We start from the raw sequence: 17433 nt of genomic DNA, 5'->3' as shown, positions 1-17433 counted from the left end.
CGAAATGCTCATTAGCGTTTGAGTAACAACATCACGCCGGTCACGAATAATGCGATTCCGCTCGCGAGTCTAACTTGTTTGCACGTCACGTTCTTTCACCCCTACATTTCTTATCTGTTTGCTTTAGCGACACGTTTTGGTATTTTCGACATTTCTTGATAAATCGAAAGAATCTCGGTCCCGTAATTTCCTTTCGGCTGCATGGCCCACTTTTGGTGAAGAGATGGCCACGTCGTTGCAGAGCCTCGCTTGACGAGATGGAAGCGTGGGTCGACTTGTTTCGTATTCAGTGCATCGTGTGAGGCGTATGCCTTTAGATGCTGAACTTGAGCAGTCACGCCTTGATGCGGTGAACGGAAATAGTGACCTTTTACGCTATTCCCAGTCGTCCCGATTCCGGAGTAGTTATGCTGTTTCGGCAGGACATCGCCGCCGTAACGGAAATAACCGGTCTCTTTCAGTGCTTGAGCGAACGCGACATCCCCACGAACACCTTCCTTAGCGCCGATGATGACGAAGAGGTTCGCCAAGTCTTCGACCGACGTTTGTACTAGCCGGACATCACGAGGATTCTTCTTTTTTACGTAATCCGCCATTTGTTGCGGAGTCAAAGCCGATACTCCCATAATAGCACGATTCTGCTTCTTCGGGGCCGCCTCAACGATTGATCCAGTCGAGAGAAAAGAAGATGTGATCAGAAGAAACACAATCATCAAGCTAAACACTTTTTTCATCATATGTACCCTCCTAAACGAATCCTATACATTGAGAAATAATACCATATTAGGATTAAATTTTAATTTCAGATTTATTTATGAAGGAAATGAGAAATTAAAAAAAGCCGCTCTGAATTCAACATTCAAAGCGGCTTCTCAACATTTAATTTGCTTGTTTCAATTCTTCAACAGTCTCTACTTGATCATCGAACTTCCGCACATCCACTCGTTGCACGAAGAACGCAAGGACGAGCGCCAAAAGGTTCATCCCAAGTGCGACATAAAACGAATATTGAATCCCAGATAAGAGGGCTTGCTGAGTGATGGCACCCATCGAACTCTCTGTGAGTGTCGCAGGATCGACTCCTGTCATCAATGATTCAGCCTCCGTACGTGTCACCGAGTTCATGATGGTGACGAGGACTGCCGTACCAATCGCACCAGATACTTGTTGGGCCGTGTTGTTGATGGCCGTTCCGTGTGGATTGAGGCGAGTCGGTAACTGGTTAAGTCCATTAGTCATAATCGGCATCATAACCATCGACATCCCAAACATACGCAACGTGTACGTCAAGACGATGTACGTGTAGGTCGAATCGAGTTGGACGTTTGCGAGCATATATGTTGATACCGCGGTGATTGTCAGACCGGTAAGTGCCAATAATTTTGGCCCGAATCGGTCAAACAGTTTACCCGTGATCGGTGACATGATTCCCATGATGATCGCACCAGGGAGAAGCATGAGCCCTGAATCGAGTGGTGAGATGCCACGTACGCTTTGGACGTAAGCCGGTGTCAAAATCATACCGGAGAACATTGCGACCGCGTTGACCATCGCAATGACTGACGCGAGTGCGAACATCGGATGTTTGTAAGCACGCAAGTCGAGCAATGGTTTTTCCATGTGAAGCTGGCGGTAGATGAAGGCGATCAACGAAATGGCACCGACAATCATCGTCGCCAAGACGATTGGATTATCCCAGCCGTCTGAACTTGCTGAACTGACACCGTATAAAATCCCACCAAATCCGAGTGTCGATAAGACGAGTGACAAGTAGTCGAGAGATTGGTCTTTATTTTGGACCATGACGTTCTCTGCTTTCCAAACAGCGAGCGCGAGACCGATGATCGCGAGCGGTAAAATCATTTCGAATAAGACGCGCCAGTCATAGTACTCGACGATATAACCGGAAAGTGTCGGTCCAATCGCAGGTGCCGAGATCATGACAAGTCCGAAAATCCCCATCGCCATTCCCCGTTTTTCACGCGGGAAGCTGACGAGCATGACGTTCATTAAGAGTGGTCCCATTGTTGAGGCTCCGACGGCTTGAATCATTCGACCAGTCAACAACCAGCCAAAGTTTGGCGAGAAGGCCGCGATAGCCGTACCGATGGCGAAGATACTCATCGACGTGATGAACAAACTGCGGTTTGAAAAACGAGTGATCAAATAGGCGGATGCCGGAACGAGCACACCAGTCACGAGCATAAAGCCTGTCGCGAGCCATTGAACGGTCGAGTAGTCTGCAATTTCGAGATCGACCATGATCGATGGGAGCGCGACGTTCAGTAATGAGTTGTTTAAAAATGCGATGAATGCACCCGCAAAGAGCACCGCCAACATGACGTAAGGCGGTTTCTTTTGGAATTCTGGTTTCATATGGATGGCTCCTTTATTTTCTAAATAGTTATGTGTTGGTAAGTGTCGATGAAATGATTTTATACCCGTTGTATAAATAAAGCAACTATTTTGTACTATTAGTCTAAAAAGGTTTTCGGTGCTATAGTAAAGGTACAAACTAGAGAGAACGGAGTCACGAAAATATGAAAGAGAAAAAGAGAAAAGTTGCCGATATTGCCATGTCTCTCTTCATCGAAAATGGGGTACAGCACACATCGGTGCAAGAGATCATCGACCGCGCTAATATCTCCAAAGGGACGTTTTATAATTACTTCTCATCGAAGACGGATTGTGTCGCTAGTATCCTCGAGAACTTACGATATGATGCAGGGCAACGCCGAATCGAAATGCAGATGGGGCGGGATAAGCGAGATCGTGACGTCTTCATCGAACAGATTTCGATATTGATTCAATTGAACGAAGAGCGGAACTTGCACGCGTTATTTGAATCGATCATGTCGTCGAACGAGAATGAATTGAAGAAACTCGTCCTTCAACATCGCATTTATGAAATCGAGTGGATTGCGATGCGTTTGACGGAAATCATCGGAGAGTCCGTCAGACCGTATTCGATGGAATTGACAGTGCTCTTCAACGGAATGTTGCAACATATCTTGTTTACGAACCGCATCACGAATGCTGCCTACTCTCCTCAAAAAGTCGTCCGAAGCTTATACACGTATGTCGAATTGATTGCCGCTCGGATGATGGAGACAGGAGAGCACGTCTTGAACCCGGTCACGGTCGATCAAATGCGTGGGACGACAGATAAACATCTCATAACAATCGAGGAATTGATTGAGATGGCTACTCGCATCGAAGAGCATGTCGACATGACAGAAGAACAGCGAGATTTGTTCGATGCGATATCGTTCGAACTTAAACAAGAGCGTCTTCGGAAAATCGTGTTAGAGCAATTGTTAAAGCCATTCCAACGGCTATTTAAAGGCGTGACAGGCGAGACCGAAGTACAAAAGTTCACAAATCTCGTGTGGTTGTATACGCGGACACATTAAAAATCATCCAATATTTCTGGATGGTTTTTTTTATTTTTCGATATAAAAGATAGAACAATTGTAGGTTCGTATGGGAAATATGGGTAATAATTAGTGATGGATAATGTTGAAGATGAAAGCGATTGAAGATGGGAGGAATTGAATATGCTAGAAAGTGTGATTGCATTTACTGCAATCGCTCTACTAATAGGTGGAGCGGCATATGGTCTCTATTCTGTATTTCGTTATTTTAGCAAAAAGGATATCACTTCATTCCCTATCATATTAGGGGGCTCGATTTTTCTCGCAGGTGTTTGGTTGATCTTCATACTCGGAATTCTTGAAACAAATAATCAAGAAGCGGCTACTGATTTTGAAGAAGAGAGCACAGTAGCAGTTACAGAGGACGAGAGTGAACCTGAACCGGTAATTGAAGAAGAGGTCGAAGAAGTTCAAGAACCTTCTGTGGAAGAGTTTTTACAAGACGTTCAGCCTGAGGAACCAATATCGAACTATAAGGAGTACATGGAATTTTATGAATTACAAATTAACCGAGGATATACTGTTTATGGTCTAGAGTTTGATGAAGTCACAATCGAGAATCGAAACATAGTCGTGGTATACGACGCAGACTCAATTATCGAAGTAGGTGTGAATAAAGATTTAGATCAAGTAAAAAACAATCATGTCAAAAAGATTCAAGAAGATTTAACGACAACAATAGAGGGTTCATCAGATATGGGAACTGATGCAATTCAGCTTGAAAGAGGGTTTGCTGTTGTAGCCAGTACTTACAATGGTTCAAGTAATTTTGCAGTGACACTTCAAAATGATCAAGGGGAAATGATTGATTTACTAGTGAATGAAATAGGAAACTATTCAGGAAAGAGTTTTGTTTGGATTGAGGATGCAGGGGATTATTACTTAAATATAAATGGCAATCAAGGTAATTGGACAATTAATGTTATGCAATATCGACCTCTTGAAATAGAAAATCTACCAGGTGCTATAAAAGGAAAAGGTGACGATGTAGTCTTTTTTGAAATTGATAAAGGGTCTTATCAAATTTCGTTTTCGCATAATGGGGATTCTAATTTTGCAGTGAACGTCAACAAGGTTGATTTGTTAGTGAATGAAATAGGGAGTTATGAAGGGTCTCAACGCTACTCCTTTGAAGAGTCTAGTGTATATGTGTTTGTCGTAACGGCAGATGGAGACTGGACCATCAATGTTAAGGAATAATATAGCTTGTACACAGGTATGACAAAATTCTTCCCTTTACAGTAATATAGAAGAAACAAGGAATGGAAAAAAGAATCAAAAAGTTTCCTCGAAAAAGAATTGATTCCTACAAATCCATACGCTACAATCAAATTACCGAAAGCGCTTTCGGGAAGAGGAGAATGACATGGGTACGATTTATGATTTAGCCAAAAAAACAGGATTCTCAATCACGACAGTGTCCAAAGCGTTGAACAATTACAAAGACGTGAGTGACAAGACGAGAGCGAAGATTCTTCAAGCCGCTGCTGAGATGGACTACTTGCCGAACGCACATGCCCAGTCGTTATCGACGAAAAAATCATGGGCGATCGGGGTCATGTTCTCAGAGGCGAACGAAGTCGGGATGAAGCACCCGTTCTTCAACGGAATCATCGAAAGTTTTCGTCACGCGACAGAGGAGCAGGGCTACGATTTGATCTTTGCCTCGCGGAATCTACGCAATCGTGACATGAGTTACCTCGAACACTTTAAACACCGTGCGGTCGACGGGATCGTCGTCATCTGCTCGGACCGAATGGATGAGCAAGTTCAAGAGCTTATGCGAAGCGACATCCCGATCGTCGTCGTCGATATGGACAGCGCCAACTGTAGCGTCGTCTATTCCGATAACATCGAAGGGGCACGTCTCGCTGTGAATTATCTCTATGAACTCGGTCATCGAAAAATTGCCCACATCGCTGGGGATGAAACGATTGACGCCGGAGCGGCACGAATCAAAGGATATGAACTTGCGATGCAAGAGCTGGACCTTCCGATTCGACCAGGCTACCTCGTCAACGCCGGTTTCTTCTCGGTTGAGGAAGGGAAACAAGCGATGGAACAATTGCTTGAACTAGACGATCAACCGACTGCAGTCTTTGTGGCCGGGGATCAAATGGCAATCGGTGTCATCGAAGCCATTCACGAGCACGGTCTTCATGTCCCAAATGACATCTCTGTCATCGGATATGATGACATTGAAATGATTCAATACATCACGCCGAAACTGACCACGATTCGCCAAGATACGGACGAAATCGGAGAAGCGGCAGCAGAACTTTTACTTGAACAAATGACCGCGAAAGAGCGACTCACTGAACGTCGCGTCATTCCGGTACGCTTAGTCGAACGGGCATCCTGTGCACCGGTCAAACAGTGATTTATAGCCAATGATGTTTCGAAGTCGCTCTCTTTTCTTCAGTGGATGGAGAGGGGAGCGCGATTTCGAAAGTCATTTTTGAAAGAAATCGAAAGCGCTTTCGATATTTTATTTTGACTATGAAGAAAGCGCTTTCGATAATTTTAAACCTCTTTTTGCAAGCGCTTTCTACTATTACTTATAAAAAGGATGGGAACAACACATGCGTAAATTAGTCAGCTTACTTACACTCGGAGCACTTTCAGTTGGCGTCTTGAGCGGTTGCTCAGACAGCGAAGGCGGAGCTTCTGAATCAAAAGATGACGTCTTAAAAGTTTGGTCATTTACGGACGAATTAAAAGAACCAATTAAAACATATGAAGAGAAGAACGGTGTCAAAGTTGAATTGACTATCGTCCCGATCGCGGACTATCCAACGAAATTGAAGCCAGCACTTGAGAGTGGCGTCGGCGCACCGGACGTCTTCACAGGAGAAATCGCATTCCTTAAACAATGGGTTGATGCAGGTTATTGGGAAAACCTTTCGGACGAGCCATACAGTGTCGATGAAATCGCAGACAACTACGTTCCGTACGTGTTTGACCTCGGGAAAGATAAAGATGGAAACGTTCGCGCTCTTTCATGGCAAACGACACCAGGTGGCGTTTACTACAAACGTAGCTTAGCAAAAGAAGTACTTGGTACAGACGACCCGACTGAAATCGGCGAAATGATGAGCTCGATGGACGGTGTCTTCGAAGTTGCTGAGAAGATGAAACAAAAAGGATACAAGATGTTCCCGGACGAAGGCGCGATCCGTTGGTTCTCACAAGGAGCAAACCCAGAAGCGTGGGTCAACGATAAAAACGAACTCGTCTTGACAGAAGATAAAATCAACTACATGGACTATGCGAAAGAACTTCGTGAGAAGCAATACACTGCGCTCGCACCAGAATGGTCACCATCATGGTTCGAAGGAATGGATAAGCCAATCAAAGTGAAAGAGAACGGAAAAGAGACAGAGACACAAGTCTTCTCATACGTCCTCCCAACATGGGGTCTCCACTCTGTATTAAAAGAGAACGCGAAACAGACTGCAGGTGACTGGGCTGTCACAAGCGGACCAAGCCCATACTTCTGGGGCGGTACATGGCTCGGAGTCTATGAAGGATCGAAAAACAAAGAAGCCGCTTACGACTTCGTAAAACTCATGACACAGGATGAAGAATTCTTGACAGAGTGGGCACAAGAGACAGGCGACGTACTTGCGTTCAACCCGGTCACAGACAAAATTAAAGACGACTTCAGCGATGAGTTCCTCGGCGGACAAAACAACTATGAGTTCTTCCTCGATGAAGCAGATGAAATCACACCAGGTATCGTCACGAAATACGACCAACAGCTCGATACACTTTATGGTGCATCTGTCCTTCAGTATGTAGAAGGGAAAAAGTCAAAAGAAGAAGCGATTGAAGAGTTCAAAAAACAAGCGAAGAACGCTTACCCAGACATCGTTGTAGACTGACGATGACCAACACGAGGGGGGGAGCTCCCCCCTCGGTTCTTATGGAAGGAGAAATACACGTGAAAAAACTAGATCGTTACGGCTATCTGTTCATCGCCCCGTTCTGGGTCGTCTTCTTGACATTCAGCATCTATCCGGTCCTCTTAACGCTTTATTATAGCTTCACGAACTATACGGGGAGCCCGGGTGAAGAGGTCGTCGGGTTTGCGAACTACACACGGTTGTTGACGGATACGTACTTTATCGAGGCGTTTTTCAACACCATCAAAATTTGGGGAATTAACTTCGTCTTGCAGATTGGATTGGCGCTTCTCTTGGCGCTCATCTTCTCTGACCTCCGTTTGAAGTTAAAAGGACTATCGTTCTTCCGCTCGTTCTTCTATCTTCCAAACTTGATCACGATCAGTTCGGTCGCGCTCTTGTTCGGTATTTTACTCGACTGGCAGCACGGTTCACTCAACATGGTGTTGATGAAAATCGGCTTGATTTCGGATCCAATCAACTGGTTGGCAGAACCGGTGACGGCACAGTTATCCGTTTCACTCATTTTGACATGGATGTGGTTCGGACACTCCTTCATCATCGTCATGGCAGGGGTATCGGGCATCTCGACAGATTACTTCGAAGCCGCTCACATTGACGGTGCGAACCGTTGGCAGATGTTTACGAAAGTGACGTTGCCGCTCTTGAAACCAATTCTTCTCTACATCATGATCACGTCACTCATCGGTGGACTCCAGTTGTTCGACCTTCCGATGTTGATTACAGACGGGATCGGTTCACCAGACGGTTCGTTGAACACGATGGTGCTTTACTTGTACAACCAAGCCTTCAAGTATAACAACTATGGCTATGCGTCAGCGGTCGCTTACGGCCTATTCTTGATCACGCTGATCTTCTCGGCGGTCGTCTTCAAGGGTATGTTCCGCAAAGAGCGCGCGACACAGAAGGGGGCGTAAGCAATGGAACAAAATGCGGAATCACGGCGAATGCTTCCAGATAGCGAAGCGCAGCCGAAACGGAAAGAGGAGCGTCCGCTTAAAGTGGCGCCGCCTTCTAAGAAGAAAACGAATAAGCGATTCGCACGAGGTTTGATTTATACAGGGCTCATCCTTCTCGCGATTATCTGTTTCATTCCGTTCTTGATGATGATTGTCAACGCGACCCGGACGAATGGAGAAATCATGGCTGGGTTCTCACTTCTTCCGGGGACGGCGCTTGCAGAAAACTATGCGACGCTCAGCGAATACATCAACATTTGGAACGGCTTCAAGAACAGCTTGATCATCTCTGTATCGGTGACGGTCTTGTCTGGTTACTTCTCAGCCCTAACGGCTTACGGCTTTACGTTCTATAACTTTAGAGGGAAGAATGCGATGTTCATCTTCATGCTTGTCATGATGATGGTGCCAGCGCAACTCGGACTCATTGGATTCTATGAGATCTCAAAAACGCTCGGTATTTTGGACACGTTCATTCCATTGATTGTCCCAGCGATTGCAACACCGTTCACCGTCTTCTTCATCCGTCAATATACGCAAGCAACGCTTCACATCAGTTTGATTGAAGCGGCACGGATTGACGGTGCGAGCGAGCTACGTATTTTCCACACAATCGCACTTCCAATGATGATGCCAGCGATTGCAACGATGTCTATTTTTACGTTCATCGGCTCATGGAACAACTACTTGATGCCACTTGTCCTCTTGTTCTCGCCTGAGAAATACACGTTGCCTGTTTTGATGGGCTTCTTGAAAGGATCACAAGTCGCAGAGAACCTCGGCTCGCTTTACCTGGGCATCGCAATCTCGGTCGTACCGATTATGATTGCCTTCTTGTTCCTCTCGAAGTACATCGTCAGCAGTATTTCGGCAGGTGCTGTCAAAGAATAAATATAGAGAAAAGAGGAAAACACTATGCATTTTAAGAAAGACTTCGTATTCGGGACAGCCACGTCCTCGTACCAAATTGAAGGCGCATATAACGAAGGAGGCCGTACTCCTTCCATCTGGGATATGTTCTGTGACATCGACGGGCGCGTGTTTGAAAAGCATAACGGCGATGTCGCATGTGACCACTACCATCGTTACGAGGAAGACATCCAGCACATCAAAAAGTTAGGTGTCGACACGTATCGATTCTCCATCGCGTGGCCACGCATCTTCCCTGCCAAGGGAGAGTACAACCCAGAAGGAATGGCGTTCTACAAAAACTTGGCGCTGCGTCTACGTGAAGAAGGAATCAAACCAGCCGTCACGATTTATCACTGGGACCTTCCGATGTGGGCTCACGAAGAAGGTGGCTGGGTCAACCGTGAATCGGTCGACTGGTTCCTCGATTATGCGAAAGTCTGTTTTGAAGAGCTTGATGACATCGTCGACTCTTGGATTACCCACAATGAGCCTTGGTGTGCCGGCTTCCTCGGCTACCACGTCGGTGTTCATGCACCGGGTCATCGTGACATGAACGAAGCGGTACGCGCCGTGCACCACATATTGTTATCGCACGGAAAAGCGGTCGAGTTGTTGAAGCGAGAGATGACGTCCATGACCCCGATCGGCATCACGCTCAACTTGTCACCGATGTACGCGAAGACGGATTCTGCGAATGATCGCCTTGCGATGAACAATGCCGACGGGTATTCGAATCGCTGGTTCCTCGATCCGGTCTTCAAAGGTGAGTATCCAGCTGATATGATGAACTTGTTCTCCAAATATGTGCATAACTTCGACTTCATCCAACCGGGTGATATGGAGACGATTTCGACATCTTGCGACTTCTTCGGCATCAACTTCTACAGCCGCGGCATTGTCGAGTTCAACGCAGCAAACGATTTCTTGAAGGCAGACGCTTACTCGGACTACGAGAAGACGGGCATGGGCTGGGATATCGCCCCGAACGAATTCAAAGACCTGATCCGTCGTTTACGCGCCGAGTATACTGACCTTCCGATCTACATCACAGAGAACGGCGCCGCATTTGACGACGTGCTGGAAAATGGCGAAGTCCATGACGATAACCGGATCGACTACGTCCGCCAGCACCTCGAAGCCGTCTCCGGTTTGAACGATGAAGGCATGAACATTCAAGGCTACTACCTCTGGTCGCTCATGGACAACTTCGAATGGAGCTTCGGTTATGAGAAGCGCTTCGGCATTCTTTATATCGACTTTGAGACACAGGAGCGCATTTGGAAAGACAGCGCGAAGTGGTATGCCGGTGTCATCGCCGACCATAAAGCCAAACACGCGGATAGCGTCGAGGCGTAACATGCATCCATCCCCACCGCTACGGGGATGGATTTTTTGTGTGGAATGCTATCTTTTTGGGAACGAAGATAGGGGAGGGATATTCTATGAAACGTGAGTTTGCGACATACGAAGTGACGGGATATGACGACCTTGGGAAAATCAAATTCGTTCATTTGAGAGAAGGCGAGTTTGTGTTGCCCGTTGAGATCAAGGGAGATGACTTACGAAAAATCAAGAAGATGATGGAGCTCAATCCAGGTGTGACCGTGATTATTCATGCGGCGATTGATCAGAGACGGATGCGTTTGCTTGAGGTGGGTGGGTACTCGCTTCGAAAAGAGTGATAGGATAAAGATGTATATATTTTGAAGGAGGAAAAACAGTGAAAGAAGCTGAGAAGTCAGTATTAGAGGCATGGCATTTAATAGAAGCGTTATCCCCACACAATCTTCCGAATAATAAAGAATTAGAGGGAGAAAAATTTAAAGATAATCAAAAAAAAATGACAATGCGTGAATTTGATGTGGAATCGGCTGATGGTGAACAATTATTTCAATCAGTCGAATTAAAAAAAGCTTCGTACTATTATATTTACTATTGTGATTGCTATAAACAATATCAATTAGTCGAGGCTTTACGAAAGCTCTTTAATATAGAAGATGAGTTAGTGAATAAGCTGAGGCAGGAGTCATATAGTTTTTCTTTCTCGGTTGACCAAACCGGAAAGTACATAAAAGATTCATTGGTCGTTCCATTTATAATGTACGTTATGAAAGAAATAAAGGGGAAAGATCAAATCAATTATAGGTATCTTGAAGAAAGGTTCAAGAGTGCTCTTGACTCCTTAGAGTTGAGGGCGCAAGAGATACTTTTAAACGGGATCACTAAATCATCAGTAAAAAAACTTCAAGACGAATATATTCGTTATTTCTATAGAGTTAAAAACGAAGAAGGTGGAGAGGAAGAAGAGAAGTTAAAAAATTACCGTGAGTTGAACTTGGTATTCTTTGAGAAAGCAAAAAATGGTAACGAAAACCGAAAACCATTACCGAATTTTTATATGGGTGATTTACAAAAGATTTTATCGGAAGACAGTATCAATCAAACGTTATTAACGTATATCTCGGGTATGAACTTTGAGCAACGCACACATATCGACGAAAACCGTACATATATTGAAGGTATGCTTCAACCAACGAATCTTCCTTCTGCACGATGGCCATCACCGGTCAAGCATCGTCTGTCTCTCATGCAACAAGTAGCCGTCAATCAGTTTTTTGTAGAGAATCAGGATGTCAGTTCCGTAAATGGACCACCTGGAACGGGGAAAACCACTTTATTAAAAGATATATTCGCAAATGTTGTGGTGGAGCGATCTAGGGAACTAGCAAAACTTGAAAGTCCGTACAAAATGTTTGACGACACAGTTGAATCAGTCAAATTGGGAGACTATTCATATCCAATTACGAAGTTGAATCCGGCGATAAGCTCCTTTAGCATGGTAGTTGCATCAAGCAATAACGGTGCTGTAGAAAACATTTCGAAGGATTTACCGAAAAAGAACGAAGTGATTCGTGACGACTCTTCTGAATTCGATCAGCGGTACGCTGAGGAAGCAAAAGTACTCGACTTATTTCCTGATTTATCATCAATGTTGATATCGGGCGATGAAAAAGTTGATACATGGGGGTTGTTTTCAGTCCCACTCGGCAAAGCAAAGAATATCGATAAATTTGCACAGCATATGTTCGCATCTAAAAAAGAGAATAAAAAACTCGACGAGGATAAAAAAACATTGTCTGCACATCTTCTTCAATACAAGAAGAGTGAGGTTGAAAAAGAGTGGCATAGCGCTGTTGAAGAGTTTAATGAGTTGAGCAGACAAATCGAAAGCAAAAAATTACATCTTCAAAAAATATATGAAGAATCTAATAAAGTTCCGGTGATGACGAACAAACTAATGAACTTTAAAGAGTCAATTACAAATTATGAGTCTCAATTAAAAGATGCGGATAAGGATAAGGAAGAGTTATCTAAAAAAAGAGGTATAGTAGACGAGCAAATTTCTCTTTTACCGAAACGCTCATTCATTTCACGTCTCTTTACTAAAGATGAGCGTGAGATGAGCTTAAAGGAAGAGTTATTCCATATTTTAGATGCTCTAAAGGAACGTGAAGCAGAAACAACTAAAGTGAGAAATAAAAAGAATCAATTCATAACAGAAGTGAAAAATCTAGAGGAAGAGTTAGCGAAGTATGACCAACTAATTAAGCAATATGCGTCAGAGAGTTTAATTATCCCAAATGAACAGTATTGGAATGATGATGAGGAGGCGTACGCACGTAGACAAATCAATACACCGTGGGTAACGGATTCATTGAATTATGATCGAGGCTTGCTGTTTCTAAAAGCGATGAAACTCCATAAACTTGCACTGGTTTGTAATGCAGACAAAATTAATGCTGCGATGCGTCTATTACGCTTTCGTAATGGTTTAGACTTAAGTAATCCAGAGCACAGAAAAGTAAAAAAAGAAGTATTGAAAACGGTACATTTGATCACCCCTTTGGTTAGTACAACATTCGCTAGTTTTAGCGCCATGTATGAGGGTGTAGGTGAAGATTTTATCGAGTATTTATTCATTGACGAAGCTGGACAAGCCACTCCTCAACAAGCTGCTGGCGCTATATGGAGATCTAAACGGGTTCTTGCTGTAGGAGATCCGTTGCAGGTTGAGCCAGTTGTCACGATTGATCAAACCATTATGAGTGATGTAAGGAAGTACTATGGTGTGTCCGAAGAACATGTCGGGATGAGTGCTTCAGTGCAATCACTTGCGGATCAAGCGAATTCGAGAGGGATGAACACAACCGAAACTGCATGGATGGGTATTCCGCTATGGGTTCATCGACGGTGTAGCAATCCAATGTTTTCAATTGCGAATGAAATTGCATATGGAAACAAAATGGTGTTAGCTAGCGAATCATCAATAAATACTGATAACTGTAAATGGTATGACTGTAAAGGTAGTGTGACGAAGCGTCAGTTTGTAAAAGAGCAAGGAGAGTTATTAGTCCATCTCTTATTGAACCAAAAGAATGAAAAGGGTGAAGTGCCCAATCATTACGTCATTACACCTTTTTCAGCGGTAAAAGAAGAATTGACGAAAATGCTGAAGAATAAAGGGTTTTCGATTGAATGGATAAAACAAAGTGTCGGCACAGTTCATACGTTCCAAGGTAAGGAAGCGGATATCGTCTATTTTGTAGTCGGGACAGATAAAAATACAAAATCATCCGCTGAATGGTCATGTAAACAGCCGAATTTAATCAACGTTGCAGTAACGAGAGCCAAGAAAGAGTTTCATATTATTGGTGACTATAGCTTGTTATCACCAATGAAAAACTATGCAACAATAGCGAAACATGCTAAAGTCATCCATCCTCAGAAAGTATAAATTAAAGAAGACACATAAAACGCCAGCACCGAAAAATCGGGCTGGCGTTCATTTATGGAAGTAACAAGATTTTCCCCTGGCTCTTCCGACTCTCTAAAAAGGCGTGGGCCGATGCGCCATCGGACAAAGCGAACGTCGTGGGTGGCGGAATGACGAGTGAACCGTCTTCGATCCAGCTGAACAATTCGTGTGACCGGCGAATCCGTTCCTCTTTTGAGGTGAGGACGTTCCATAAGTCGCCACCCGTCAACGTCTTGGACGTATCCATGAGCATGCGTGGATCTACCGGTGTGGGGTCACCTCCGGACATGCCGTAGAAGACGACCGTTCCGCCGATGCGGGTCGCTTCGAAACTATCCTCTAATATCGAACCGACCGAGTCATAGACGACATCGGCCCCATGACCGTCTGTGACGTTACGAATCGCTTCGACCCATGCTTCGTCATAGCGATAAGCACGGGCACCATGCGCTTGGACCGTCGCCACTTTTTCGACTGTGGACGTGAGTCCGATGACTTGTCCACCGAGACGTTGAATCATTTGCGTCAACAGTTGACCGACACCACCAGCGGCTGCATGGACGACCGCGACGTCATCAGGTTGAATCCGATAGCTGTCGTGGACGAGGTAATGGGCCGTCAATCCTTGAAGCATGATCGATGCAGCCGTTTCGAATGAGATGGCATCTGGAAGAGGAATCGCCTTGTCGAGCGGGACGGCAACAAATTCTGCGTTGGCCTGTGGAACATCGGCAAAGGCAATCCGGTCCCCGACTTGAAGCGATGTGACGTTCGCCCCGACCGCCTCGATGACACCGGCTCCTTCATATCCGAGAATGTATGGCGGTTCTCCGACGAGATGATAGTTGCCTTTCCGGCGATATACATCGGCGTAATTCAATCCGATGGCTTTCGTGCGGACCAATACTTCATCGACTTGTGGCATCGGTGTCGGGACCTCTTCATATGTTAAGACATTCGGGCCACCGAACTGATGAAAGACGAGTGCCTTCATGCTGATCACTTCCTTCGTTAGATTCATTCAAACTATAGCATACGGCTCACGATTCGCTCGTGATGACGCACAAAAGTCACCGACCATGAAACGGTTCGGTGACTTTGTTGGATTGACTGATGCGTTTGACTCGTTTCAATACGTCCCGTTTCGGTAAATCCGGGTAATCATGCTGAATGCGTTCGACGCAGGACACGATGGTTTCGGTTCGTAACAAGTGGATGATCTGCTGATCGATTGAATCAAGTTCAAGAGGTACGTCTTCTTTCGAATTCTCCCGATCTAGCCAAAATGATGCACCGAATAAGTGCACGAATACAATCGCCATGACGGTGAGCGTCGATAAATCGATAGACGGAAAGAGTGTCAGTACAAGGTATAGACTGATTCCGCTCACTGCTCCGTGCAGAATGGTGTCGATTAGACGCGGTACATTCGTATGAACAAACGAGCGTAACGCTCCCGTTAACCCATCAACAAACAAACTGAGGATCGTCGACAATAGGTAGAAACAACCGAGCATCGCGAGAGTCGATAAGATTCGGAACGCTGTGTCTTCAAGCAGATAGATGAGAATCAAGTCGACGATCAATAGCGGGGCGAGGGCGAGCGCTAAAATCAATGCGCCCCAACCGAGTCCAGTCACAGCCTTCATGAGACATGTGCCCGATATCGTCCAAGTGCGATGATGGCACAGAAGAGACAGACCGTATGGATTACGACCCCGATAAGCATGGCATATGGCAAAATCGATTGGAAGCCAAGACCGAATGCGAGGGCGGCGCTCGATAAAATTAGAAAGCTCGGTGTATAGTTTCGGACGGTTGTTTTCTGCTTATTCGCATGTACCATACAGTATCCCGCAATGAGTAAAAAGACAGGAAACAACATGATGGGGTAGACCGATTGAAGCAACAGTCCGAGTAATCCGGACAGACCAGCGATAACGGCGAATATGGAAGGATAGTATGCTTTCAAATTTCCAACTCCTTGACTCTTTTCCCTAAATATAACAGCCCTCCTCATGATTGAGAAGGGCTGTCGTTTTTGTTTCAGGCTGATGCTTGATCAGAGCCTTCTTGTGCTTTCAATTCTTCACCGTACGAAACGCGGTCTTGAATGCGAACGAACGGGAGATAGACGGCAACGGCCATGGCGATTGTTGCAATCTGTAAGAGGGCAGCGCGCCATCCGCCAATCAAGAATCCAGAGATGACTGGAGGTGTCGTCCATGGTACTTGAAGCGCGTTGAACGGCTCGACCCAACCCCAAAGGATGGCAAAGTAGACCATGAATGAAGCGATGGCTGGCACGACGACGAATGGGACGAACATGATCGGGTTGAAGACGATTGGCATCCCGAAGATGACCGGCTCATTGATGTTGAAGATACTTGGTGCAAGTGACAACTTCCCAAGCTGCTTCAAGTGTGCCGAGCGTGCAACGATTAAGACGGCAATGATGAAGCCGATTGTGATTCCTGATCCACCGAGTTTCGTGAACACGTCGAGGAATTGAATCGTAACGATTTTTGCGTTCTCGCCAGCGACGAGCGTACCACCAGCATCGAGGATGGCTTGGTTTTGAAGTGCATTCGCTGTGAGAAGTGGTCCCATGATTCCCATGAGGATTGCGGCACCGTGAATCCCACACCACCACATGACTGACATGAGCACCATGATGATGACGGCTCCAGCGAGTGTGTCTGTCAAGTTTTGAAGTGGTGCTTGAAGCACATCATAGATGACTTCTGTGAACGTACGCTCTGCAACCGCTTGGAAAATCGCAAACGTCGCAACGGCGAGCGAGATGATCGCTAAACCAGGAACAAGTGCAGAGAATGAGTTCGATACGCCTGGCGGGACACCGTCTGGCATTTTAATGCTGATTCCGCGTTTGATGAACTGCGAGTAGATGAATCCGACTGTCAATCCGACGATGATGGCAGCGAGGACACCTTGTCCACCTGTCCATACTTTTGGAATGACGCCACCGACGAATTCCCCAGATTCAGACAAGACAGAAGCCTGTGTGATGATGAGGAACGAGATGATTCCGAGGATACCAGCTGGTACGCCTTCGATTTTTTCATTCTTGACGTACGAGTAAGCGATTCCAAAAACACCGATCAAAGCAAGGATGTCAAACGTCGCGCCGACGACTTGCGTGAGCGGGAGTGACCAGTCTGCTCCAAATAGACCTGACATGAAGTCAGCCCAACCTGGAATCGGTAACGCCAGGATGAGGAGAAACAGTGATCCGATGATCGTCATCGGCATCGTGAGGATGAACCCGTCCTTAATCGCAAGGACGGGCTTGGCGTTCGCGAAGCGAACAAAAGCAGGGGTGAACTTTTCAAATACTCTTTCTAAGCGGCTCATAGGGGAACCTC

General features: G+C 45.5%; 15 protein-coding genes. 9 read left to right on the top strand and 6 right to left on the bottom strand.

Translation table 11 applies throughout. The features are described from left to right. Positions 1 to 110: 110 nt before the first annotated feature. Both F3H97_RS11380 and F3H97_RS11375 read right to left on the bottom strand, forming a co-directional pair. Positions 111 to 734: a glucosaminidase domain-containing protein gene (locus tag F3H97_RS11380; protein ID WP_230872849.1), complete on the bottom strand. Its 624-nt coding sequence runs from the start codon at positions 732 to 734 to the stop codon at positions 111 to 113. A 145-nt stretch (positions 735 to 879) separates the two neighbouring features. After that, the gene (locus F3H97_RS11375) at positions 880 to 2376 is read right to left on the bottom strand and encodes a DHA2 family efflux MFS transporter permease subunit (protein WP_196431442.1); all 1497 of its coding nucleotides are present in this window, start codon (positions 2374 to 2376) and stop codon (positions 880 to 882) included. Between the two features lie 164 nt (positions 2377 to 2540). Here F3H97_RS11375 and F3H97_RS11370 point away from each other — a divergent pair, with 164 nt between their 5' ends. The 9 genes from F3H97_RS11370 (at position 2541) to F3H97_RS11330 (ending at position 14026) form a co-directional block, all read left to right on the top strand. Then, positions 2541 to 3413, top strand: coding sequence for a TetR/AcrR family transcriptional regulator (locus F3H97_RS11370; protein WP_196431441.1), 873 nt, complete (start codon positions 2541 to 2543; stop codon positions 3411 to 3413). Positions 3414 to 3557: 144 nt separating this feature from the next. Then, on the top strand, positions 3558 to 4634 hold the full coding sequence (locus tag F3H97_RS11365; RefSeq protein WP_196431440.1) for a hypothetical protein: 1077 nt from the start codon (positions 3558 to 3560) through the stop codon (positions 4632 to 4634). 166 nt (positions 4635 to 4800) lie between these two features. Continuing rightward, entirely contained in the window at positions 4801 to 5814 is a 1014-nt protein-coding gene (locus F3H97_RS11360) for a LacI family DNA-binding transcriptional regulator (protein ID WP_196431439.1), read from the top strand. Positions 5815 to 6016: 202 nt separating this feature from the next. After that, positions 6017 to 7318 carry an ABC transporter substrate-binding protein gene (locus F3H97_RS11355; protein WP_015880662.1) on the top strand — a complete coding sequence of 434 codons (1302 nt, stop codon included), beginning with the start codon at positions 6017 to 6019 and terminating at the stop codon, positions 7316 to 7318. 59 nt (positions 7319 to 7377) lie between these two features. Then, positions 7378 to 8277, top strand: coding sequence for a carbohydrate ABC transporter permease (locus tag F3H97_RS11350; protein WP_015880663.1), 900 nt, complete (start codon positions 7378 to 7380; stop codon positions 8275 to 8277). A gap of 3 nt (positions 8278 to 8280) precedes the next feature. Further along, positions 8281 to 9210, top strand: coding sequence for a carbohydrate ABC transporter permease (locus F3H97_RS11345; protein ID WP_196431438.1), 930 nt, complete (start codon positions 8281 to 8283; stop codon positions 9208 to 9210). 24 nt (positions 9211 to 9234) lie between these two features. Then, on the top strand, positions 9235 to 10587 hold the full coding sequence (locus F3H97_RS11340; protein ID WP_196431437.1) for a GH1 family beta-glucosidase: 1353 nt from the start codon (positions 9235 to 9237) through the stop codon (positions 10585 to 10587). Positions 10588 to 10673: 86 nt separating this feature from the next. After that, positions 10674 to 10913, top strand: a complete 240-nt coding sequence (locus tag F3H97_RS11335; protein WP_196431436.1) for a hypothetical protein — start codon at positions 10674 to 10676, stop codon at positions 10911 to 10913. A 38-nt stretch (positions 10914 to 10951) separates the two neighbouring features. After that, positions 10952 to 14026: a DEAD/DEAH box helicase gene (locus F3H97_RS11330; protein ID WP_196431435.1), complete on the top strand. Its 3075-nt coding sequence runs from the start codon at positions 10952 to 10954 to the stop codon at positions 14024 to 14026. A 52-nt stretch (positions 14027 to 14078) separates the two neighbouring features. On the opposite strand, the gene F3H97_RS11325 is transcribed toward F3H97_RS11330, so the two are convergent. The 4 genes from F3H97_RS11325 to F3H97_RS11310 form a co-directional block, all read right to left on the bottom strand. Beyond that, positions 14079 to 15041 (bottom strand): quinone oxidoreductase family protein, encoded by a 963-nt coding sequence (locus F3H97_RS11325; RefSeq protein ID WP_196431434.1) that lies wholly within the window; start codon positions 15039 to 15041, stop codon positions 14079 to 14081. Between the two features lie 76 nt (positions 15042 to 15117). After that, a complete protein-coding gene (locus F3H97_RS11320) occupies positions 15118 to 15696 on the bottom strand; it encodes a hypothetical protein (protein WP_196431433.1) in 579 nt (192 codons plus the stop codon). Beyond that, complete coding sequence (locus tag F3H97_RS11315) at positions 15693 to 16019, bottom strand: hypothetical protein (protein ID WP_196431432.1); 327 nt, start codon at positions 16017 to 16019, stop codon at positions 15693 to 15695. The genes F3H97_RS11320 and F3H97_RS11315 overlap by 4 nt, the downstream gene beginning before the upstream one ends. Before the next feature lie 74 nt (positions 16020 to 16093). Then, positions 16094 to 17422: a PTS sugar transporter subunit IIC gene (locus F3H97_RS11310; protein ID WP_196431431.1), complete on the bottom strand. Its 1329-nt coding sequence runs from the start codon at positions 17420 to 17422 to the stop codon at positions 16094 to 16096. Positions 17423 to 17433 lie beyond the last annotated feature (11 nt).

It is taken from the genome of Exiguobacterium sp. SRB7LM, assembly GCF_015712685.1.
Classification (GTDB): Bacteria; Bacillota; Bacilli; order Exiguobacteriales; family Exiguobacteriaceae; genus Exiguobacterium; species Exiguobacterium profundum.
Note: the sequence above shows the minus strand (reverse complement) of the source record. Positions and strands in the feature narration are given on the sequence as shown.